The sequence below is a fragment of the Nocardia tenerifensis NBRC 101015 genome (assembly GCF_000308715.1).
Lineage (GTDB): Bacteria > Actinomycetota > Actinomycetes > Mycobacteriales > Mycobacteriaceae > Nocardia > Nocardia tenerifensis.
Genome location: NZ_BAGH01000112.1, coordinates 1 through 21,705, shown reverse-complemented (window position 1 = coordinate 21,705; position 21,705 = coordinate 1). Strand labels below are relative to the sequence as shown.

Genomic DNA, 21,705 nt, shown 5'->3' with positions numbered 1-21,705 from the left:
TCGCCTTGCTCGCCGAGCATCCCGGCATCGTGCTCGGTCGCGAGCAAATCCTCTCCGCCGTATGGGGTTACGACTTCGCCACCGACACCAATGTGGTCGACGTCTTCGTCTCCTATCTCCGGCGCAAGCTGGAGGCGGCCGGTGCGGCGCGGGTGGTGCACACCGTGCGCGGGGTCGGCTTCGTACTGCGGGAGCAGCCGTGAAACGTTCACCGTCGCTGCGCACTCGGGTGGCGTTGGTCTCCGGGGTTGTCGCCGCGCTCGTCGCGCTCACGTTGACCATCACCTTTGCCGCGTTGTTGAACGCGACCGGGGAGCGGCAGTTGGATGAGACCGTGTCGTCGATGGCGGTTCGGGTTGCGCCGCCTATGAAAGGTGTTCCGGCAGAGAGGGTTCCGGGGCCGCCGGCGGTGGCTGAAGGGGTGCCGCCGTCCACTGCGGGGACTGGAGTCGTGCCGCCATCCGCATCGGGGACCGGAGCCGTGCCGCCATCACCTGCGGGGACCGAAACCGTGCCGCAACCTCCCGCCGGAACCGAAGCCGTGCCGCCATCTCCCGCCGGGACCGAAGCCGTGCCGCCATCTGCTCCGGGGAGCGAGGCTGTGCCGCCATCAGCCGCAGGAACCGAAGCCGTGCCGCCGCCCGCTCCGGGGAGCGCGCCTGTGCCGCCATCCCGTGCGCGGACCGAAGCCATGCCCCCGCCACCTGCCGCGACCGGCGTGCCCGGCTACGCGACCGATGCGCCCGACGCCGACGACGCCACCCTCGCCCGGCCGGGCGAGCCCGCTCTCACCCGCGTCGACGGTCTGCCCGGCGTGCTCGTCTCGCTCGATCCTAACCGTGACGTGGTCGCCTCGGCCATCCACCGCAGCCAGCTCATCGGACTGGGCATCGGCGTCGCCGGCGCGCTGATCGCCGCGCTGTTGGGTTGGGTGCTGGCCGGTTACGCCGCCCGCCCGCTGCGCACGCTCGCCACCGCGGCCCACGGCATCGACACCCTCGAGGAGCTGCCGCCGCTGTCCGGCCGGGGCGCGCGGGAGGCGGAGGAGCTCTCCGACGCCATCACCCGCATGCTCGCCCGGCTGGAGGCCGCGCACCGCGCCACCAACCAGGCCCTGTCCAGCGCCCGCGATTTCGCCGCCGTCTGCGCGCACGAACTGCGCACCCCGCTCACCGCGCTGCGCACCGACCTTCAGGTATTGGCCACCAAGGAGATCCCCGCCGAACAGCGCGGAGCCATCCTGTCCGAAGTCCTGTTGGCGGAGAAGCAGATCGAGCACACGCTCACCGATCTGGAACGGCTTGCCGTCGGCGAACTCACCGAACCCGACGTCTTCGAACCCTTCGACCTCTGCGAAACCCTCGACCGCGCAACCCAAGACGCCCAACGCAGATACCCCCACACCCGCATCGACCTGACCGCCTGCGACCCCCGCACCGTAACCGGCCTCCCCGGCGGCATCATGCTCATCGTCACCAACGCCGTAGCCAACGCCGTCCAACACGGCCACGCCGACACCGTGCACATCACCGTGCACCCGCTAACACAGGACACGGTAGAGATCCACATCGACGACAACGGCACCGGCATCCCAAAAGCCCTATGCCCCAAAGCCTTCGACCGCTTCGTCAAAGGCCCCGGCTCCCCCGGCTCCGGCCTCGGCCTAGCCCTCGTCCGCCAACAGGCCGAACTACACTCCGGCACAGCCGAACTCAACCCCAGCCCCCTAGGCGGAGTCCGCCTCCAAGTCCAAATAGCCACCCACCCACCGAACTGAGGTTCGGTGGGCCCGGCGCGCTGTGGACGCCCTGGTCTACTTGCCCTTCGGCTTGTCCGAGGCGGCGTCGGAGGACAGGGCGGCGACGAAGGCTTCCTGGGGGACGTCTACGCGGCCGATGGTCTTCATCCGCTTCTTGCCTTCCTTCTGCTTCTCGAGCAGTTTGCGCTTGCGGCTGATGTCGCCGCCGTAGCACTTGGCGAGGACGTCTTTGCGGATGGCGCGGATGTTCTCGCGGGCAATGATTTTCGAGCCGATGGCGGCCTGGATGGGCACCTCGAACTGCTGGCGCGGGATGAGTTCGCGCAGCTTGGTCGTCATCTTGTTGCCGTAGGCCTGGGCGGCGTCCTTGTGCACGATGGCGCTGAACGCGTCCACCGCCTCGCCCTGCAGCAGGATGTCGACCTTCACCAGCGCCGCGTCCTGCACGCCCGACTCCTCGTAGTCGAGACTGGCGTAACCGCGGGTGCGCGACTTGAGCGAGTCGAAGAAGTCGAAGATGATCTCCGCCATCGGCATGGTGTAGCGCAGCTCGACGCGGGTCTCGGACAGGTAGTCCATGCCGCCGAGCTCGCCACGCCGCGCCTGGCACAGCTCCATGATCGAGCCGATGAACTCGCTCGGCGAGATGACGGTGCACTTCACCACCGGCTCGTACACGTGCCGGACCTTGCCCTCCGGCCAGTACGAGGGATTGGTGACGACGTGCTTGCTCCCGTCCTCCATCTCTACGGTGTAGACCACGTTGGGCGCGGTGGAGATCAGGTCGAGATCGAACTCGCGCTGCAACCGCTCGCGGGTGATCTCCATGTGCAGCAGCCCGAGGAAGCCGCAGCGGAAACCGAAGCCGAGGGCGACCGAGGTTTCCGGCTCGTAGGTCAGGGCGGCGTCGTTGAGCTGGAGTTTGTCCAGCGCGTCGCGCAGGTCCGGGTAGTCGGAGCCGTCGACCGGGTACAGGCCCGAGTACACCATCGGGCGCGGCTCGCGGTAGCCGGTGAGCGGCTCGGTCGCGCCGTTGCGCGCGGAGGTGACGGTATCGCCGACCTTCGACTGACGCACGTCTTTCACGCCGGTGATCAGGTATCCCACCTCGCCGACGCCGAGCCCCTGGGTCGGCTTGGGTTCCGGTGAAACGATGCCGATCTCCAGCAGTTCGTGCGTGGCGCCGGTGGACATCATCTTGATCTTCTCGCGCGGCGTCAGCTTGCCGTCCACCACGCGGACGTAGGTGACGACGCCGCGATAGGTGTCGTACACCGAGTCGAAGATCATGGCGCGGGCCGGCGCGTCGGGGTCGCCGACGGGCGCGGGCACCTGCTTGATGACCTCGTCGAGCAGCTCGGTCACGCCGACGCCGGTCTTGCCCGACACCCGCAGCACCTCGTCGGGCTCGCAGCCGACGATGTGCGCGATCTCGGCGGCGTAGCGGTCCGGGTCCGCGGCGGGCAGGTCGATCTTGTTGAGCACCGGGATGATCGTCAGATCCTTGTCCAGCGCCAGGTAGAGGTTGGCCAGCGTCTGCGCCTCGATGCCCTGCGCCGCGTCGACGAGCAGCACCGCGCCCTCGCACGCCTCCAGCGCGCGCGACACCTCGTAGGTGAAGTCGACGTGGCCCGGCGTATCGATCAGGTGCAGCACGTAATCCGTGCCGTCGACCTGCCACGGCAGCCGCACGTTCTGCGCCTTGATGGTGATGCCGCGTTCGCGCTCGATGTCCATCCGGTCCAGGTATTGGGCGCGCATCGCCCGCTCCTCGACCACACCGGTCAGTTGCAGCATCCGATCGGCCAGCGTCGACTTTCCGTGATCGATGTGCGCGATGATGCAGAAGTTCCGGATCCGCGACGGATCGGTGAACGTCGTGTCGGCGAAGCTGGCGGGCACTCCACTCCTCATGGGTATCGGCAAACTGCCCTCCATCGTCCCACGAACAGTACGAAGCCCCCGCCAGCGGTCTACTCGAACGACACGCGCGCGGCGTTTCCGGCGGACCGGCGTGGGCGCGCACACAGCTGATATCGCGGGGCTATGGCTGGATTTCACCTTCGTCCCTGTTCGTAAGGGTTGGGGCGAAAAGCGGGTGGGGTGTGCGGTATCGCAGGGCGAATAGCAGTGCCTCGAAGCCTCGCGCGCGGCGGGTGAGAAGAGGGGTGGGCGCCGTTATATTGCGAATATGGCGCGAAGGTGGAACTCGCTCGGTAAGCAGCTGGGGCTTATCGCGAAGGAGCAGGGGCCGCGGATTGTGCGGCAGCAGGGGCCGAGGCTGGTGGAGCGGCTGGTGGGGTCGCTGGGTCAGCGGCGCACGCCCGCGGTGAAGGTGCGTCCGACGGCGTCGACGCCGGTGCCGACGGCCGAGCGCGCCCGCCAGATCGTGTACTCGCCGCAGTTGGACGGGCGGGCCGATCCGGGCGAGATCGTGTGGACCTGGGTGCCGTTCGAGGAGGATCCGAGCAACGGGAAGGATCGGCCGGTGCTGGTGGTCGGGCGCGAGCGCCGGACTTTGCTCGGGTTGATGCTGTCGTCGAAGGCGGACCGCGCGCACGACCCGAACTGGGTCGGAATCGGCAGCGGCAGTTGGGATCCCGAGGGCAGGCCGAGCTGGGTCCGACTGGATCGGGTGCTCGACGTCCCGGAGGCCGGCATCCGCCGCGAGGGAGCGATCCTGCCCCGCAAGACCTTCGACCTCGTCGCCCACCGGCTGTGCGCCGAATACGCTTGGCACTGAACCGAATACGGAGCCGACGTGAACCGCGTGCTGGGACCCACGAAGATAGCCATGCTCGTCACCGACGTCGGCTTCCTGCTGTACTGGGCGATCGCCTTCGCGCGGCTGATCCCGCCGGAATTCGCCTACAAGGACTACACGAATCCGATCCTGAGCGACTGGAACTTCTCGTTCGTCGCCCTCGATCTCGCGGCGAGCGCCACCGGCCTCGCCAGCCTGTGCCGCACCAGCGGCGGGCGGACCCTGATGACCGTCTCGCTCACCCTGACCAGCACCGCCGGGCTGCAAGCGATCGCATTCTGGGCGCTGCGCGGCGATTTCAGCCTCACCTGGTGGCTGCCCAACCTGTTCCTGCTGCTGTTTCCGATTCCCGCACTGATCGCCTTGACCTGCCAACCGGCCGGCGAGACAGCGAGATAGCAACGGGCCCACCGTCTTCCGCAGAGGACGACGGTGGGCCCGTTACCTCACGAGACCAGGTTGCGCGACCGCCCGAACAGCAGTCCGTACACCAGCGCACCGAGCGCCCCGCCGACGAGCGGAAACACCACGAAGGCCCAAACCTGCCCCATCGCCCCGTCCTGATAGGGCGCGACGCCGAGACTGCGGGCCGGATTGACGGAGGTGTTGTCCACCGGGATCGAGATCAGGTGGATGACCGCCAGCGTGACGCCGATCGACAGACCGGCCAGCGGCACATCCGAGATCTGATCCGTCGAGGCGAGCACCACGAACACGAGCAGCGCGGTCAGCATCACCTCGACGATGATCATGGCCGCCATTCCGTAGCCGTTCTGCACCACGACTTCCCCGAGCGGACCTTTCTGCGCAGAGGGACTGTGCGCACCCCAACCGTTCGCACCCAACCCCTGGGCCGTCCGATCGTAGGACGGCAGGTTCTTCGCGAGCGCGAACAGCACGAGCCCCGCCAGGAACCCGCCGATCAGCTGCGCGATCCAATATCCCACCGCGGTGACCACGCTGAGCCGGCCGAGCAACAGATGCCCGGCCGTCACCGCGGGATTCACGTGGCAGCCGGAGATCGGCCCGATCGAGTAGACCAGGAACACCAGCGTGAGCCCGAAGGCGAGCGCGACGCCGAGCGCGCCGACCCGCTCCCCCGCCAGCACCGCGGTACCGACCCCGCCCATCACCAGGAAAAACGTGCCGAGCGCCTCGGCGCCCCATTTCTTGCTGTCGGGAATCGGCCCGCGTTCGGCGACCTCCTCGACAAACTCCTGAGCCGTTGACATCTGCTAGCCGCCTCTCCGCGTGTTAGGCCAAATGAGCCACTGCCGCAAGACTTGGTCGCACAACTTCTTCGAACGCTACGCGCCACGGCAAGCCGCGACAACGATCTGCCCAGCGTGTCCGTCTATGATCTGGAGCAGGCAAAACGATCGCGATTACCGTGCGCGCGATCGGCTGATTTCGTCGGCCGACCGGCGACTGGTATCCTCGACCTTCGGCGTTGCGTTACCCATTTTCCGAGGGTGCGACGCACGCGTAGGAACTTTTCCAGCACAGACCACTCAGCGACAGGAACACGAGGAAACAGGCGTGGCCAACATCAAGTCCCAGTTGAAGCGGATCCGTACCAACGAGGAGGCGCGCAAGCGCAACCAGTCGGTCAAGTCGGCGCTGCGCACCGCGATCCGCAGCTTCCGGGAAGCCGCCGCGGCCGGCGACAAGGAAAAGGCCGCCGAGCAGCTGAAGTTCGCGAGCCGCAAGCTCGACAAGGCCGCCTCGAAGGGCGTCATCCACGCCAACCAGGCCGCCAACAAGAAGTCCGCTCTCGCGCTGGCTCTGAACAAGATCTGATTTTCCGGTACCGATCCGCTACCGCGGACATGTGACGCAGCCGCCGTGGCCTCGACGACCACGGCGGCTTTTGTCGTGCCCGAGCCCCGGTCAGACCGGTGCCCGCCGCCGGGGATTGCGGATCGCCCCACAGCCTGTCGGTGGTTCCAGCTACCATTCGGCGCATGGTTACCGTTTACGCCAATCAGACCGTGGTCCGTGGCGAGGATCTGCCCGACGTCATCCGGGCCGCCGAGGTCCTGGGCATCGGGGTGAAGATCGAGAACGTGATGGTTCCCATCGACGAGGAGGGGACGCACTCGCTGGAGTGGGTCGTCACGCGTGACGACGAGGTACCCGTCTACGACGACTGGGAGGGCCGCTACGAGGAGCCCGAGGACGACGAAGAGGGGCTCCTGCTCAGCTCGGTGGAGTGAGCCCCGGCGGATCGATCGACGGCGCCGGGTCGGCCGCGAGCCGGTCCAGCGCCGTCTGAGAGTCCGCGTCGGCCGCTCGATAGATGATGATGCGCTGGTCGGGGTCCTGGACCGGCATCAGCACCTCGTAGTTGACCACGAGCTGCCCGACGATCGGGTGGCGTAGCGGTTTGGCGCCGCGCCCGTTCACCTTGACGTCGTGCTGGGCCCAGGCCCGCTCGAACTCGTCATGCCTGGTGAACTCGGCGATCAGATCGCTGAGCGCCTGATCCTCGGGGTGGGCCGCCCAGGCGGCGCGCAGATCGGCGATGCCCTCGCGGATGATGCGCTCGCGCTCCACATAGAAATCACGCATGCTCGGCTCCATCAGGCACAGCCACATGCTGTTGCGATGCCGCGGCGGCAGCGTGTCGAAGTCGATGACCAGCCGCGACATCTCCCGGTTCCAGGCCAGGATGTCGTAGCGGTGGTTGATCAGCATCGCCGGCAGCGGCGAGAGATCGTGTACCAGCATGGCCAGCGCGGGCGCGGGCACCGTGCTCGGTTTCCCGGCGTTCGGTTGCCGCTGCTGGGCCAGGTCGAACAGGTACGCGCGCTCGTCGGTGTTCAGGCGCAGCGCGCGCGACAGGGCCTCGAGCACGTCGGCGGACGGGCGAAGACCACGCCCTTGCTCCAGCCGCACGATGTAGTCGGTGCTCACCCCCGCCAGCTCCGCGACCTCCTCGCGCCGCAGCCCCGGCGTGCGCCGCGCCTGCCTGCGCGCGGGCAGCCCCAGGTCGCCGGGCATCAGGCGTTCCCGCCGATCCCGGAGGAAGGCGGCCAATTCCTGTGTCGGATTCGCGGCCGTCCCGTTGTGGCCGCGCAGGCCACCCGCCGCCGCGCTCGCGTTCACCGTTCCAGTCATCGCCCTCGATATTACGGCTGCCTAGGACTGGCTTTCCCAGGAAAAAGCTTCCCTTACCCTTCTCGTCGCACCGCTCCAGACTTGGTGTCATCAAACAAGGACGCACCATCAATTAGGAGCTGGACATGTCCGGAACCCTCACCCTCGATACCTACCGGCTGCTCGGCCGCTCGGGTCTTCGGGTGTCTCCGCTGTCTCTCGGCACGATGACCTTCGGCGCCGACTGGGGCTGGGGTGCCGACAAGGACGAGGCGCGCAAGATCTTCGACACCTACCTCGATCGCGGCGGAAACTTCATCGACACGGCGAGCCAGTACACCAACGGCACCTCCGAGCAACTGCTCGGCGAATTCACCGCGGACAATCGCGAAAGCCTGGTGCTGGCAACGAAATACACGATGCTGCGCCGCCAGGGTGACCCCAATTCCGGTGGGAACCACCGCAAGAGCATGTTCGCCTCGGTCGAGGCGAGCCTGCGCAAGCTGAACACCGACTACATCGATCTGCTCTACTTGCACGCCTGGGATTTTCTGACCCCGGTCGACGAAATCCTGCGTGGCATGGACGATCTCGTGCGTTCGGGCAAGGTGCTCTACGTCGGCATCTCCGATGCGCCGGCCTGGCAGGTCTCCCGCATGCAGACGATCGCCGACCTGCGCGGCTGGTCGCCGTTGATCGCGCTGCAGATCGAGTACAGCCTGATCGAGCGGACCGTCGAACGTGACCTCATCCCGATGGCGCGCGAACTCGGCCTCGGCGTGATCCCGTGGTCCCCGCTCGGCAGCGGGGTGCTCACCGGCAAGTACACGCGCGACGACCTGAACCACGAGGCCGCCGGTTCGCCCGAGGGCACCCGCAAAAACGTTGCGGCGGCGCAGGGTTCGCTCACCGAGAAGTCGCTGGCCATCGCCGACGTGGTCAAGGAGGTCGCCGGAGAACTCGGCAAGTCCCCCGCGCAGGTGGCCCTGGCCTGGACGCTGCGCAACCCCGGCGTGACCTCGCCCATCATCGGCGCCCGCACCGTGGGCCAGCTGGAGGACAATCTCGGCGCGCTCGACGTGGAATTCGATGCGGCACAGGTGGATCGGCTGGAGCAGGCCAGCGCCATCGAGCTCGGCTTCCCGCACGACATGCTGGCGCGGCCGATGACCCGCGGCGTCATCTCCGGCGACCTGAAGGTTCAGGCCCGCGCCTGAGGGTGTCGCGCGGCGGTGCGGGCGGATCGCTCGCACCGCCGCGGTGTCCGCGATGAATTCGTGCGCCGCGAGCCGTCAGTACCGGTGAGGACACCGAACCGGAGGGCATAGTGGACCGAGATCAGATTGTGGCGTGGGTGCGCGACGAGCGGCTGAGCCTAGCCGACTTCTTCGCCGAACTGGACGAGCACGAGTGGGCCGTGAATTCCCTGTGCTCCGGGTGGACGGTGCACGAGGTGCTCGCGCATGTCACATTGTCCAGCAAGGACACCCTATGGGGAACGTTGGTCGGTATCGTCAAGGCCCGCGGCGACTGGAACCGGATGAACGCAGACCAGGCCCGCGACCACGCCGCCCGGTTCGCCCCCACCGAACTGATCGAGCAGCTGCGCGAATCCGCCGGTTCAGCTCGGACAGCGCCCGGCGCCGGCCCGCTGGATCCGTTGGTGGACATGCTGATTCACGGCCAGGACGTCGCGCGCCCGCTCGGCCGGGTCCGGGAGGTGCCCGCCGAACAGGGTCGCGCGGCGCTCGATTATGTTCTGCGCAGCAGGTTCTACGGTGCCCGCAAACGGCTGCGCGGAATTCGTCTGTCCGCCACCGACACTCAGTGGACGGCGGGCGACGGACCGGCGGAGATCAGCGGGCCGCTCAGCGATCTGCTGCTCATCGCGACCGGGCGCAGCGCGGGACTGGCCGGACTGACCGGATCGGGAGTCGCACGGATCACGGCCGATCTGTGAACCGGCACATAACGGTCGACGCGCCACGATCGCTAGCCTGACCACTATGGATCTGGTGGCACGCGCGTATGACAGTGCGGACGCGCAGCAGCTGATCGCGGAGGTTCAGCAGGAGTATGTGACGCGCTACGGCGAGCCGGACGCGACCCCCACCGACCCGGTCGAATTCCAGCCGCCGCTCGGCGAATTCCTGGTCGGGTACCTGAACGAGACGCCGGTGGCCTGCGCCGGTTGGCGCGCGCACGACGGCGACGAACCCGACTTTCTCGACGGCGACGCCGAACTGAAGCGCATGTACGTCGCCCCGGCGGCGCGCGGGCGCGGCCTGTCCAGGCAACTGCTGGCCGCGGTCGAGCGGAGTGCGGCGGCGGCCGGGCGGCGGCGCATGGTCCTGGAGACCGGGACCATGCAGCCGGAGGCCATCGCGCTCTACCTGTCGTCGGGGTACCTGCCGATACCCGGCTTCGGCCTGTACCGCGAGGAGCCGGGGAGCCGCTACTTCGCGCGGGATCTGGGCCAGCCCCAGGCGACATCGTCGACGGCGAGAAAGGGCTCATTGATCACGGTCGCCGGGGTCAATCCGGTGTAGGTCATGACGTCGCGATGGAGATGCGACTGGTCGGTGTAGCCGCAGTCGGCGGCGACCGCGGCCGGGGACAGGCCCGCGACCAGATCGTGGACGGCGTGGTCGAAGCGGATCAGTTTCGCGGCCCGCTTGGGCGACAAGCCCACCTGTGACTGAAAACGGGACCACAGGCGTTTGCGACTCCAGCCGAGTTCGGCCGCCAACTGCTCGATCCGGCCCATGCCCCGGTCGGCGACCATGCGCTGCCATGCCCACGCCACCTCGGGGTGCACCCGCGCCGCCGTCGCGCAGCGCCCGGCGAGCCACGCGTCGGTCCACGCGAAACGGTCGTCCCAGGACGGGAGGGCGTTCAGTTGTTCGCAGAGCCGGCTCGTCTCGCGGCCCAGCAGGTCGTCCAGGAGCACCACGGAGTTGTCCAGGTCGGCGGCCGCCGGGCCCAGAACCGTATGCGCGACCGTCGGCGAGAGGCGCACCTGCAGACAGTCGAAGGCGTCCACCCGCAGCGCGCGCACGACCTCACCGAACCCCGGTCCCATGGCGAAACTCCCCCGGTGCTGCCGCCCGGTTGGATCGCGCAGGGCGATCGAGCCGTCGAACACGAGCACCAGGGTGACCGCCGGGTGCGGGATCAGCCGGAGATCGGGCGGAGTGATGCCGCGGTCGCCGAAACCGGCCATGCTGACGCCGGGCACGCGGCTCGGCCGCCTCGGACTCGCGATGTCCCACAGCAGCGCGTCGCCGTGGTCGGCGACACCGGACTTCATTCCGCCATGCTACCTACGCCGAACCCGCGGAACATTTATCCAATCCACCGGTGCCCAGCCGCGGCGATAGTGCACGTATGTCTCTCTCCAGCAATGACTTACGCGACGACCTCTACGTCTACCAGGACGGCCCGCGCGACGCCCCGGCGCTACTGCTCATCCACGGCACCGCCGCGTCGAGCCGATCGTGGGAGCCGATGCTTCCGCTGTTGACCGGATCCCATCGCGTCATCCGGGTCGATCTGCTCGGGTGCGGTCGGTCGGCCGGACTCGGCGACACGAGCTACACGGTTGCTGATCAGGCTCGCCGGGTGGGTGCCGCGATGGATCGGGTCGGCGTCGAGCACGTCGTCGTGGTCGGCCACTCCAGCGGCGGCGCGGTCGCTACCGCGCTCGCCGAGCTGCGACCGGAACTCGTTGCCGCGGTGGTGATCATCGACTTCGGGCCCGACATGGGTGCTTATATCGGACAGGACAGTTCGGCCGGGCCGCCGGTCGACTGGTCGAAGCTGACCGATGATCAGTTCCGTCAGATGATGCGCTCCGGGTTCAGCCCGGATTATCAGATCCCCCAAGAGTATGTCGATCAGTTCCGCGCGATCGACCCCTTGGTGTTCGCCGCCGCTTCGCAGGCGAACAGTGCATATCTGGAAGAGCGGTCGCTGCCGGAAAGGCTTGCGCCCCTGGGTAAACCGCTGCTGGTCATCTTCGGTGAGGACGACAGCAGGTGGCGGCCCTCCGCCGCGGTCGAGTACCACGCCGTGCCCGGCGCGACGGTGGTCATGCTGCCCGGGGTCGGGCACTCGCCCAATCTCGAGGATCCGGCGCGAACCGCCGAGCCGCTGCTGGCCTTCGCCGCGAAACACGAAGCGTGAGGCGGTATTTCGATGCTGCACCAACTGTCGGGCGTGCCCGAGACCGCGTTGTGGACGCTGCGTAACCGAGCCGAGGAGGCGTTGCGGCCGGATTCCGGCTACACCGACGCCGAGGCGATACGGCTCTATCGGTCGCTGGCCGGGGAGGACTTCGCGCGGTTTGGGCCGCCCAGCCAGGTGCACTCGCTGCGCGCCATGGTGATCGACCAGATCATCACGGACTTTCTTGCCACGCACCCCGCAGGGCCGGTGGTCGCGCTCGGCGAGGGGCTGCAAACGACCTACTGGCGCCTGGGCGAACCCGAGGTCGACTGGTTCTCCGTCGAACTGCCGGAGATGATCGACGCGCAGGAGCGGCTGCTGCCGTCCGCGCCGGGCATCACCCGGCTGGCCTACTCGGCGCTCGACCGATCCTGGTTCGCGCGAGTGCCTTCCGGGCCCGCGGTGATCACCGCCGAAGGGCTGTTCATGTACCTGCCGACCGCCGAGATCCCCGCGCTGATCGCGGATCTGGCCGCGCACTTTCCCGGCGGCATCCTTCTTTTCGACTCCATCCCGCGCGTGTTCAGTGCGTTGACTATGAAAGGCAAGGTGCGGCTCAGCGACCGGTATGTCGCGCCGCCGATGCCGACCAGCCAGTCCCTACGGCAGGCGCGGCGGCTGCCGGGGTCGATCCCTGGGGTTGTCTCCGCCGAGGATCTGGTGCCGCCGCGTGGGCGGGGGCGATGGGCCTCGCCGCTGCTGCGCGTGCTCGCGAATGCGCCTGGGGCACGCGCTTTTCGGCCCTCGCTGACTTTGTTGCGATTCGCGGGGTGATGGTCTCGAGGATGGGCCATCACCGCCGCATCCTTCTTCTCGCCCGTGCTTGATGCGGAGTATTTTGTTCACGGGTCGATCTCGCGGAAGTACTGCTCGATCGGCCCGCGCTGGGACGAAACAGTTTGCGATACAAGCGTTCTTAGCAGGACCAGTCCAGAACTGGGGCCAGGGCCTTGAACTGCGCTGAATCCGGGGTCATGCGCAATCCGGCGTTGCGGATGGCGACCAGCGGGGCCGAAGCCCACTGGGCGACAGTGCCGATTCGTCTAGACATGGCGGCGATCATCTGGGTGCGGGGGCGGCGCTCGCGATCGTAGGCGGTCAGGTCGGGCTCGGTTGTGGCGACGCGGGCGAGCACGACCGCGTCCTCGAGCGCCTGGCAGGCGCCTTGGCCGAGATTGGGCGTCATGGCGTGGGCCGCGTCGCCGATCAATGCGATCCGTTCGCCCACATAGGTTTTCAGGTTCGGGAGTTCGTAGATGTCGTTGTGCAGCACGGCGGACTCGTCGGCCGCGGCGAGCAGGGCGGGGATGGGGTCGTGCCAGTCGCTGAAGCGGCGGCGCAGTTCGGGCAGGCCGTCGGTCTCGGTTCCGGCGGGCGCGTTGGCGGTGGCGTAGCAGTAGACGCGGCCGTCGGCCAGCGTGCCGTAGCCGAAACGCTCGCCGCGGCCCCAGCTTTCGCCGATGCCGACGAAGGGCTCGGTGGGCGCTACCACCATCCGCCACGCCGTGTAGCCGCTGTAGCGCGGCGCGATCTGACCGAGCAGCGCCCGGCGCACCACGCTGTGAATGCCGTCGGCGCCGACCACCAGGTCGCCGGTCGACTCGCCCGCCGAATGCACGACCGTGCCGGCGGGCCGGACCTCGGTGACCGAAATACCGGTGCGCAGAGCCGATTCCGGCACTTCGCGGCGCAGGATATCGAGCAGGTCGGCCCGATGGAGCATGATCGGGTCACCGTAGCGCTCGCGGGCCGCCGCGGTGTCCGGGCGCGAGAGCCAGCGGCCGCGGCGCTCCCGGATACCGGACGAGGCCTCTTCGACCGCGCGGGCGCGGACCGCGTCACCCACCCCGAGTGCGTCGAGGGCGCGCAACGCATTGGGCCAAATCGAAAGCCCCGCACCGATTTCGGTGAGTTCGGGGGCACGCTCCAGCACCTCGACCGTCCAGCCTCGCCGTTGAAACGCGATCGCGGTCGCGAGACCGCCGATTCCGCCGCCGACAATAACCGCCTTGCTCATGACCCTGCTTCCCTTCATCGGGTGTTCGGCTCGAACCGAACACTGGCGACGTTACTACAGACGTAGTGTCCGACACTACCGATGTAGTGCGCATCACTACTGCTGTAGTGTTCGATCATGTCCACCAAGCGCGAACTCGTCCTCGACACCGCCATCGAGCTACTCGGCAGCCGCGGGTTGCGCGCGCTGACCCACCGCGCGATCGACGAAGAGGCGGCGATACCCGCCGGATCCACGTCCAATTACTTCCGCACCCGCGAGGCCCTGCTCACGGGCATCACTAAGCGATTGGAAGAGCGGGATCACGAGGATTGGACGGCCCCGAGCCGTCTGCCCGCGCCGGGCACCCTCGAGGAACTGATACGCGCCCTCGCCGCGTTCATTCAGCACGCCACCACCACCGACCGCGTCCGAACACTGGCCCGCTACGCATTGTTCGCGGAAGCCCAGACAGTGGCTCCGCTACAGAAATCCGTGCAGCGCGGTCACCGCAGGCTGACCGAATGGGCCGAAACGATGCTGGCACCGTTCAGCGCCGACCCCACCTTGGCGAAAATGCTCGTCGACTACGCCGACGGAGCGATTTTACATCAACTGGTAAGTCCCGCACCGGATTTCGACCCGTTCAGCTCGGTGGACCGGTTGACCCGTGCGCTGCTCGACGCGCGATGACATTGCGTCGCTCGCTTGTGCCGGGCGAGCCGGCGGATGCCGAATTCAGTTGACGCAGGGGATGGTGTCGCCGGTGATGGTGGCGTCCATCGGTTTTCCGGCGTCCGGGATCGGGGTCGTCGACGAAGCAGCCGGGCCGGGAGTGGGGAGAGTCTGCGTGCGCGACGGGTTGTACAGCACGGCAGGGGGATTCGGGTCGCCGAAGGCGGTGCGGACCTCGCGGCGGATGGCCGCGGGGTCGATGATGTTGACGTCCTGACCGTTGATGTTGTCGTAGCGGAGCACCGGGAGCGTGCGAAACTCCACGGTCGGGCTCTCCGCGGTGCCGAGCGTGCGCAGGAAGTCGGTGATGTTCCAGCCGTCGGACAGCACGATATTGCGGTGCGCGACGTCCATCAGCGCGTTCAGCTTGGCGATATCGGTGAACGTGCCCGCCTTGCGCAGGTCGAGAGCGACCGAGGTGAGGAACGCCTGCTGCCGGTGCGTCCGGTCGAGGTCGCCGTTCTCCAGGCCGTGGCGCTGCCGGACGAAGGCCAGCGACTGAGCCGGGTTGAGCCGCTGCCTGCCCGCGGGGAAGTCCGCGCCGGAGTACTCGCTGTCGTTCACCGGCTTGTTCAGGCAGACCTCGACGCCGCCGAGCGTCTTCGCCAGATCGTAGAAGCCGGCCAGGGTGACCTCGCCGAATCGGTCGATCGGCACCCCGGTGAGGTCGCGGACCGCCTGCACGATCGACGCCCGGCCCGCCTCGCGGCCTGCGCGTTCCAGCGCCCTGCTGTCGGTGACGCCCTGACTGATCATCCGGTCCTGCACCGCGGCCTTCTTCAGCCCGTACGCCTCCTTGATCTTCACGTTGGTGTAGCCGGGGATGCCGGTCACCCTGACGTAGTCGTCGCGCGGAATCGACACCGCCACAATCTTTTTCATGTCCGCAGGGATGTGCACGAGGATCAGCGTGTTGGCGTTGTATCCGCCCTCTTCGCCGTCGCCCGCGTGCAGCTGATCAAGGATCTCCTTCGGCAGATCGTCGCCGTACTGATCCTTGCGGGTGTCCAGGCCGATCAGCAGAACGTTCAGATCGCCGGAGAGTGATCGCGGCGCGTCCACGCCCAACGCCGCCGACCGGGTGAAGCCCTTGTCGAGCCGGCCTTCGGTCGTCCATCCGATCGCGGTCGCCGCCAGCACCAGCACCGACAAGCCGCCGACCAGTACCTTCAGCGCGGTCCGGGCCATCCGCCGATTCGAGGGTCCATGCACGCCGCCGCGCCGCCGTCGACCGTGCCCCGCACGGTCCCGCCGGAAATCGTCGACCGGAAAGCCCGGTGCGGTTCGCTCGTCCATGATCGAATCCAGTTTGACACGAATCAGGTAGCTGCCAGTTGGCTACGCGTACGCGAATGCGGTGGTCTGATAAACAGTCTGCCTCAGCAGTAACCCCGATCAAGATCAGACAAACCTCGCTTGACATTGCGATCTGTTATCAAGGTTTGGCGAATGGCGGACTAGCCGCCTTTCCGACGAACCCTTGCAGTGATCGTTGGGCCATCCCCCACATATGCGTCAGCACACATTCAGCACCCGATTTGGGCGGGCAATGGGCGTCTAATCGAGCACAGCGCTCGAAGTATGCAACTGCCGGCCACTCGACATCGCCGAGTATTCTGAGCGGGACCGATATCGGCCCATCACCTCGACGGCGTCGACCAGGCGGCTCGCCACACCGCGGTGTCCGAGGAGGCGGCGTTAGCGACCGACGAAGCGCATTCTGATCCGGGGCCGGGTCAGCTGGCGGAGTGGAGGTCGAGGATTTGGGTGAGGGCGTGCTCGAGCGCGTAGTTGGCGTCGGCGGCGCCGCCTTTGACGTCGGCGTTCAAGGTCGCGACCACCTGGAGGGCGGAACCGATGGTGGCGGGGGTCCAGTTCCGGGACTGGGCCTGCGCCTTTTTGACCTTCCACGGCGGCATGCCGAGCTGCTGGGCGAGTTTGAACGGGTCGCCGCGGCCCGCCGAGCCGACTCGGGCGATGGTGTGCACGGAATCGGCGAGGGCGTCGGCGAGCAGCACGTGCGGGACGCCGCGATCGTTCGCCCAGCGCAGGGCCTCCATCGCGCCGGGCCGATCGCCCGCGACGGCGAGCTCGGCCACATCGAAGCCGGAGACCTCGGCCTTGCCCGAGTAGTAGCGGTGCACGGCGGCGACGTCGATCTTCCCGCCGGTATCGGAGGCCAACTGCGAACACGCCGCCGCGAGTTCTCGCAGATCGGAGCCGACGGATTCCAGCATCGCCTGCACGACGTCGCCCGCCACGCGCACACCGGCGGTGCGAAACTCGCCGCGCACGAACTCCACTCGCTCCGCGGCCTTGGTGATCTTCGCGCAGTCGTGCACCACCGCGCCCGCCTTCTGCAACGCGGGCACCAGGGCCTTCGCCCGCCCGCCACCCGAGTGCAGCACCACCAGCACCACCCCGTCGGGCGGATCGCCTGCGGCGTCGGTGATCACCGCGACCGCGTCCTTGCCCGCCTCGGCGGCCGACTCGAGGATGATCACCCGGTCCTCGGCGAACAGCGACGGACTCAGCAACTCGGCCAGCTCCGCGGTGCTCGCGTCACCGGCCCGCATCCGATCGACCGGCACCGCCTCGGCATCCGGCGCACCCTCCCGGACCCGCGCCGTAACCTCCGCTACCGCCCGCTCGACCAGCAGCTCCTCATCCCCCAGCACCAGGTGCAACGCCGCGCGCTCCGTCACCACGCCACCCCTTCGACACTCGTCTCCACCATGAACGAAGGCGCGTCTCGATGGTCCACTGGCTGACGTTCGCAGGGCTCGGTCACGCCAGCGATCCTACGACCCTGCACCGACACCCCGAGCACAGGTTCCGCGGGCCACCCCGCCCGAAATGCGCCGACCGCACCGCCGAACCCGGTTGCACGAGGTAACTCCCTCGCACCCAGCACGGAGCCTGAGCCGAGAACCGGTGTGACGGAAAGGCCCTGTCCCAAGGGAATTGGAAGACGAGAAGCCGGCTGTGGCTCCCGATGCGCTCGCCGGTGAAACCTCGACTTCATGGGTCGGCCGGTAGGTTCTTCGGTATGCCTAGCGATGATCTTCCGGCCGAAGTGGGCCGGAGCGTGGAGCTGTTCCTGTCCGCCGTCGACGAATTGGCGCCGGGCCTTATCGCCGGTTTCTACCTGGTCGGGTCGATAGCCCTGGAGGACTTTCATTCCTGCGGCGCCGGGCGCGGGCGGCTCGGTACGGCTAGCGATATCGACTTCGTCGCGGTGACCGAGCGTCGTCCGGCGGCGGGATCGTGCGAGATGGCGGCGCTCGCCGAGGCACACGCCCGAACGGTGGCCGCCTTCCCCCGGCCGAATTTCGACGGCGCGGTTCTCACCTGGACCGACCTCGCGAACGGGCCGTACGACTGCCCCGACGTTCCTTGCGCCCAGGAGAGCCGATTCACACCGGCCGGCCGATCCGGCCTCAACCCGGTGATGTATTGCGAGCTGGCCGCGCACGGAATCGCGGTGCGCGGACCACAGCCGACCGAGCTCGAGCTGTGGGCCGACCGGAACGCGTTGCGCGAGTTCACCATTGATAACCTCCGTACCTACTGGCGGCCGTGGTGGCAGCGGAACCGGCGGACGCGTCCGCTGCCGGTCGCCATCGGGCTCAGTGCGTGGTTCCCGGTCTGGGGCGTTCTCGGCGTGAGCCGACTGCACCATCTGCTCGCCACCGGAACCATGACCTCCAAGACCGGCGCCGGGCGATACGCACGAAAGACGTTCGAACCGCGCTGGCACCGCATCATCGACGAAAGCCTTCATCTCCGTACCTGCGGCGCCGAGGGCCAGCGCGGCTATCGCAACCCGATGGCTCGCCGTCGCGACACCCTTGCCTTCGTGGACAACGCCATCGACGCTGCACTCGCGCTGCCGGGTAGGTTCTGACAGCACCCCGAGGTGAGCGCTTCTCCGCTCGATACCTCCAGGAGAACCCTGCGCTGAGACGTTCACCGGCCGGTCACCACCCGAAGCGATTGTTTGTCGCCCAGGACGAGTACGTCACCTTGTCGGTCAGTGCGGATGATCGTGCTGCCGAGGGTGGACAACTGGGTGAGGATGTCCGGGCTCGGGTGGCCGAAGGTGTTGTCGGTGCCGACGCTGATCAGGGTCAGTCGGGGGTGGACCGCTTCCAGGAACTCTTTTGTGGTGGTTCGTGATCCGTGGTGGGGAAGTTTGAGGATGTCGGACTGTAGGGACGGAGTGCTTTCCAAGAGGGTCTGCTGGGCGGGAGACTCGATGTCCCCGGTCAGCAGGATGCGGCCGAGGGGTGTGGTCGCGGCCAGGACGATTGAGCGGTCGTTCGCGTCCTCCGTTTCGGCGCCCGGGATTGGGCGCGGTCCGTCTGTCGTGGGGGCCAGAACCTTCAATTCGGTTGTGCCGAACTGGAATGACTGGCCGGCTGATAACTCCAGTAGTGGGATGTCGGCCTCCTCTGTAACTGTGACAACGCGTGCGAGACCCTCCGCATGGGCGTTCCGCCGCCCGTGGTTCAGGTGCTGATGGTCCGACGGGCTGAGAAGTTGTCCCGCCGCCTGCAACGGCGGAGTACGAACCCCCGCCGCCGGCACATCTCGGGTCGCCGAGGGTGCGCGGCCGTTCGCGTCCAACGCCTCCAGTTCGTGCACGCCGACGGCCACCACGCCCACCCCTCGTCCATCCAAGGCACCGGTCAAACCGCCGATGTGGTCGGCGTGGGGGTGAGTGAGCACCAGCAGCGGGATGCGTGAAATGTGTAGTCGGTTCAGGCAATTGCGGATGGGCCGGGGGTCGGGCCCGACGTCGATCACCACGGCGGTGCCTTGACCTACGGACAGCGCTAGGCCGTCGCCCTGTCCTACGTCGCAGGCCGCGACCACCCAACCATCGGGTGGCCAGCCGGGGTGCCAGATTCGAGCCGGGAGTACCACGGCCGCTACGGCGACGGTCACGGTCAGGAGCACGCGGCGGATCGCGGCGACGCGCAATACGAGGACGACGAGGGCGACTACCACGAGGGCGAGTAGCCCGCCGAGGGGACCGGCGGGGACTTCGACAGACGAACCGGGCAGGTCGGCGACGTGTTCGGCGACGAACAGCAGCCACCACATCGGTGGTGCGGCGCACCGTACTACGAGTTCGGCCAGTGGTAGCCAGACGCAGGACGCTACCGCGCCGATCGCACCGACGACGGTGATCGGCGCGATCACCGGCTCGACGAGTACGTTCGCGAGAACCGCTACGAGACTGAGCTTTCCGTCCAAGGCGACCATCAGCGGCGTGGTGACGACGAATGCCCCGGCGGCGACGGCGACGATCTCGGCGGGCACGCGTCGCCACCCTCGTGCCCGGAGCCAGTCGGCCCAGCTCGGCGCCAGCAGGATCAGGCCGGCGGTCGCGCACACCGACAGGGCGAAGCCGACCGATACCGCGAGGGCGGGCCACACGGCGAGCAGGCCGATGATCGCGGCACACAGTGCGGGCAGGGCCTGCTTCTGTCGGCCGGTTACCAAGGCGAGCAGGGTGATCGCGCCCATCGCCCCGGCGCGCAGCACGCTCGGATCCGGGCGCGCGATGATCACGAACAGCACCAAGGCGGCTGCCGCGAGCGCCGCGCCGGTGCGCGGGCCGAGGGTCAGGACTCGCACCGCCACCAGCACAGCGCCTAGCAAGATCGAGAAATTTGCCCCGCTGACCACACATAAGTGAGACAAACCGGCGATCTCGAACTCCTCGCGCAGCTCGTCGGGCAGTGCGGAAGTGTCACCGTCGACCAGGGCGGGCAATAGTCCGGCCGGTTCCGCGGGCAACACATTGGCGGTCGCGGTGGCGAAATCCGTACGCACCGAATGGGCTACGCGCTGCCACCACGGCAGGGTGCCGACGATCCGTGGTGAGCCCTGCGCCAGCAGCGTCGCCACGGTGAGATCACGTCGCCCCGGTAGCTCCACCCGTGCCCGGAACTCGACCGCCTGACCGGGCACCAACTCGCCCCACTCGTCGCCGGAGGCCAGGATCACGACCGCGCCACCGGCTCGCACCGTCGTCTCGCCGGATCGATACTCGTCGAGAGCGCCCCGTACAACCCACCGGCTGCCACCGAGACCCTTGCCGCGCACCGGCTTCGGATCACCGCCGGGCGTCGCCACTATTCGCAGCGAGTACCCCTCCGCAGCCCGCAACGGATGCGTCGCCACCCGGTGCTCTCGCCACGCCGCGGCCACCGCGAACCCGGCCGCCAGCAGCACCGAGGCCAGCGCGACCACCGCCACGGCCCGCCGCCGCTCCCCCGGATGCGCCATCGACCACAGCAACAAGATCCACAACCCGATCGCCAGCACTGTCAGCGAGGCCGCGAGAACCAGCCCCGCCACCCAGCCCGCCGACACCCCCACAATCGTTGCCGCCCAACAGCACACCGCCGCTGGCAGCAGCCGAGCATCGAGCACCTGTGGCTCGTCACCACCCGCGGAATCATCCCGTTCCGCATCGGCACTGTGACCGCTGAGCCGTTGCCGCCGGCTTCGCCCGCGACCGCCCGCGTCCCATCCGGCCGCACCCGCGTCCGCATTCCGCAGCGCGCCCGGACGCTCGTCGTCGCTGCCGCCCGTGGTCAGCTCGTCACCTCCGCGCGCGGGTTCCGCGGTGGGCTGGAGGGACCTCATACCTTCACCAGTTCCCGGAGCCGGGTGAGGCGGGCGGGGCCGATGCCGTCTATTTGGGTCAGCTGGGTGATGTCGGTGAAGCGGCCGTGGGTGGTGCGCCAGGCGGCGATGGCCTTGGCCGTCACGGGGCCTATGCCGGGGAGGGCTTCGAGTTCGGATTCGGTGGCGGTGTTGAGGTCTACGCGGCCGGCGGGTGCGGCTGGGATGGAGCCGGGCGGAGTGGTCGAGGGGCGGCCGGTCGCGTTGATCGTCGCGCTGCCGAGTTGTGGTGGGCCGGGGTTCGGGCCGGAGGGACCGACGAGGACCTGGTCGCCGTCGGTCAATCGCTGCGCCAGGTTGAGGCCGGCGAGGTCCGCGCCGTCCTGTGCGCCGCCCGCCGCTGCCAAGGCGTCGGCGACGCGCGATCCGGCGGGCAATCGGATCAGGCCGGTGCGGTGCACCAATCCGACCACGCTGACGACC

Annotated in this window: 22 protein-coding genes; 13 read left to right on the top strand and 9 right to left on the bottom strand. The window is 68.1% G+C overall.

Annotated elements, in window-relative coordinates; translation table 11 throughout:
• A partial coding sequence (locus ON39_RS09085; protein WP_169335869.1) for a winged helix-turn-helix domain-containing protein occupies positions 1–203 on the top strand: 203 nt, incomplete at its 5' end.
• 488 nt (positions 204–691) lie between these two features.
• On the top strand, positions 692–1,777 hold the full coding sequence (locus ON39_RS45735) for a sensor histidine kinase (protein WP_246003062.1): 1,086 nt from the start codon (positions 692–694) through the stop codon (positions 1,775–1,777).
• Positions 1,778–1,813: 36 nt separating this feature from the next.
• On the opposite strand, the gene lepA is transcribed toward ON39_RS45735, so the two are convergent.
• Complete coding sequence (lepA, locus tag ON39_RS09075; protein WP_373283676.1) at positions 1,814–3,697, bottom strand: translation elongation factor 4; 1,884 nt, start codon at positions 3,695–3,697, stop codon at positions 1,814–1,816.
• Between the two features lie 253 nt (positions 3,698–3,950).
• Between lepA and ON39_RS09070 the strand changes: the two genes are divergently transcribed.
• Both ON39_RS09070 and ON39_RS09065 read left to right on the top strand, forming a co-directional pair.
• The gene (locus tag ON39_RS09070) at positions 3,951–4,502 is read left to right on the top strand and encodes a type II toxin-antitoxin system PemK/MazF family toxin (RefSeq protein ID WP_040732896.1); all 552 of its coding nucleotides are present in this window, start codon (positions 3,951–3,953) and stop codon (positions 4,500–4,502) included.
• A gap of 18 nt (positions 4,503–4,520) precedes the next feature.
• Entirely contained in the window at positions 4,521–4,922 is a 402-nt protein-coding gene (locus ON39_RS09065) for a DUF5360 family protein (RefSeq protein ID WP_211336401.1), read from the top strand.
• Positions 4,923–4,969: 47 nt separating this feature from the next.
• Here ON39_RS09065 and ON39_RS09060 read toward each other — a convergent pair whose 3' ends face one another.
• Entirely contained in the window at positions 4,970–5,755 is a 786-nt protein-coding gene (locus ON39_RS09060) for an aquaporin (protein WP_040732895.1), read from the bottom strand.
• Between the two features lie 307 nt (positions 5,756–6,062).
• Between ON39_RS09060 and rpsT the strand changes: the two genes are divergently transcribed.
• The gene (gene rpsT / locus ON39_RS09055) at positions 6,063–6,323 is read left to right on the top strand and encodes a 30S ribosomal protein S20 (protein ID WP_040732894.1); all 261 of its coding nucleotides are present in this window, start codon (positions 6,063–6,065) and stop codon (positions 6,321–6,323) included.
• Positions 6,324–6,487: 164 nt separating this feature from the next.
• Positions 6,488–6,739: a hypothetical protein gene (locus tag ON39_RS09050; RefSeq protein WP_040732893.1), complete on the top strand. Its 252-nt coding sequence runs from the start codon at positions 6,488–6,490 to the stop codon at positions 6,737–6,739.
• Here the strand turns inward: ON39_RS09050 and ON39_RS09045 are convergent.
• The gene (locus ON39_RS09045; protein ID WP_083894330.1) at positions 6,723–7,643 is read right to left on the bottom strand and encodes a helix-turn-helix domain-containing protein; all 921 of its coding nucleotides are present in this window, start codon (positions 7,641–7,643) and stop codon (positions 6,723–6,725) included. The two genes, ON39_RS09050 and ON39_RS09045, sit on opposite strands and share 17 nt — an antisense overlap.
• 125 nt (positions 7,644–7,768) lie before the next feature.
• Between ON39_RS09045 and ON39_RS09040 the strand changes: the two genes are divergently transcribed.
• The 3 genes from ON39_RS09040 to ON39_RS09030 all read left to right on the top strand — a co-directional run bounded on the left by ON39_RS09040 (position 7,769) and on the right by ON39_RS09030 (position 10,171).
• A complete protein-coding gene (locus ON39_RS09040) occupies positions 7,769–8,839 on the top strand; it encodes an aldo/keto reductase (protein WP_040732892.1) in 1,071 nt (356 codons plus the stop codon).
• Positions 8,840–8,949: 110 nt separating this feature from the next.
• Complete coding sequence (locus ON39_RS09035; protein ID WP_040732889.1) at positions 8,950–9,582, top strand: maleylpyruvate isomerase family mycothiol-dependent enzyme; 633 nt, start codon at positions 8,950–8,952, stop codon at positions 9,580–9,582.
• Between the two features lie 46 nt (positions 9,583–9,628).
• Positions 9,629–10,171 carry a GNAT family N-acetyltransferase gene (locus ON39_RS09030; protein WP_083894329.1) on the top strand — a complete coding sequence of 181 codons (543 nt, stop codon included), beginning with the start codon at positions 9,629–9,631 and terminating at the stop codon, positions 10,169–10,171.
• On the opposite strand, the gene ON39_RS09025 is transcribed toward ON39_RS09030, so the two are convergent.
• Complete coding sequence (locus tag ON39_RS09025; protein ID WP_040732888.1) at positions 10,078–10,932, bottom strand: AraC family transcriptional regulator; 855 nt, start codon at positions 10,930–10,932, stop codon at positions 10,078–10,080. The two genes, ON39_RS09030 and ON39_RS09025, sit on opposite strands and share 94 nt — an antisense overlap.
• 77 nt (positions 10,933–11,009) lie before the next feature.
• On the opposite strand from ON39_RS09025, the gene ON39_RS09020 reads away from it, so the two are divergent.
• Positions 11,010–11,807, top strand: a complete 798-nt coding sequence (locus ON39_RS09020) for an alpha/beta fold hydrolase (protein ID WP_040732886.1) — start codon at positions 11,010–11,012, stop codon at positions 11,805–11,807.
• Positions 11,808–11,819: 12 nt separating this feature from the next.
• A complete protein-coding gene (locus tag ON39_RS09015; RefSeq protein ID WP_040732885.1) occupies positions 11,820–12,623 on the top strand; it encodes a class I SAM-dependent methyltransferase in 804 nt (267 codons plus the stop codon).
• 142 nt (positions 12,624–12,765) lie between these two features.
• Here ON39_RS09015 and ON39_RS09010 read toward each other — a convergent pair whose 3' ends face one another.
• A complete protein-coding gene (locus ON39_RS09010; RefSeq protein ID WP_040732884.1) occupies positions 12,766–13,866 on the bottom strand; it encodes an FAD-dependent monooxygenase in 1,101 nt (366 codons plus the stop codon).
• 117 nt (positions 13,867–13,983) lie between these two features.
• Between ON39_RS09010 and ON39_RS09005 the strand changes: the two genes are divergently transcribed.
• Positions 13,984–14,538: a TetR/AcrR family transcriptional regulator gene (locus ON39_RS09005; protein WP_040732882.1), complete on the top strand. Its 555-nt coding sequence runs from the start codon at positions 13,984–13,986 to the stop codon at positions 14,536–14,538.
• A gap of 45 nt (positions 14,539–14,583) precedes the next feature.
• Here ON39_RS09005 and ON39_RS09000 read toward each other — a convergent pair whose 3' ends face one another.
• Together ON39_RS09000 and holA are read right to left on the bottom strand one after the other, a co-directional pair.
• Positions 14,584–15,876, bottom strand: a complete 1,293-nt coding sequence (locus tag ON39_RS09000) for an LCP family protein (protein ID WP_051186433.1) — start codon at positions 15,874–15,876, stop codon at positions 14,584–14,586.
• Positions 15,877–16,316: 440 nt separating this feature from the next.
• Positions 16,317–17,285 (bottom strand): DNA polymerase III subunit delta, encoded by a 969-nt coding sequence (gene holA, locus ON39_RS08995; RefSeq protein WP_040732899.1) that lies wholly within the window; start codon positions 17,283–17,285, stop codon positions 16,317–16,319.
• A gap of 344 nt (positions 17,286–17,629) precedes the next feature.
• Between holA and ON39_RS08990 the strand changes: the two genes are divergently transcribed.
• Positions 17,630–18,487, top strand: a complete 858-nt coding sequence (locus ON39_RS08990; protein ID WP_063713325.1) for a hypothetical protein — start codon at positions 17,630–17,632, stop codon at positions 18,485–18,487.
• Positions 18,488–18,549: 62 nt separating this feature from the next.
• Here the strand turns inward: ON39_RS08990 and ON39_RS47085 are convergent, their stop codons facing one another.
• The gene (locus ON39_RS47085) at positions 18,550–21,243 is read right to left on the bottom strand and encodes a ComEC/Rec2 family competence protein (protein WP_083894328.1); all 2,694 of its coding nucleotides are present in this window, start codon (positions 21,241–21,243) and stop codon (positions 18,550–18,552) included.
• A partial coding sequence (locus ON39_RS08980) for a ComEA family DNA-binding protein (RefSeq protein ID WP_040732880.1) occupies positions 21,240–21,705 on the bottom strand: 466 nt, incomplete at its 5' end. The genes ON39_RS08980 and ON39_RS47085, both read right to left, overlap by 4 nt.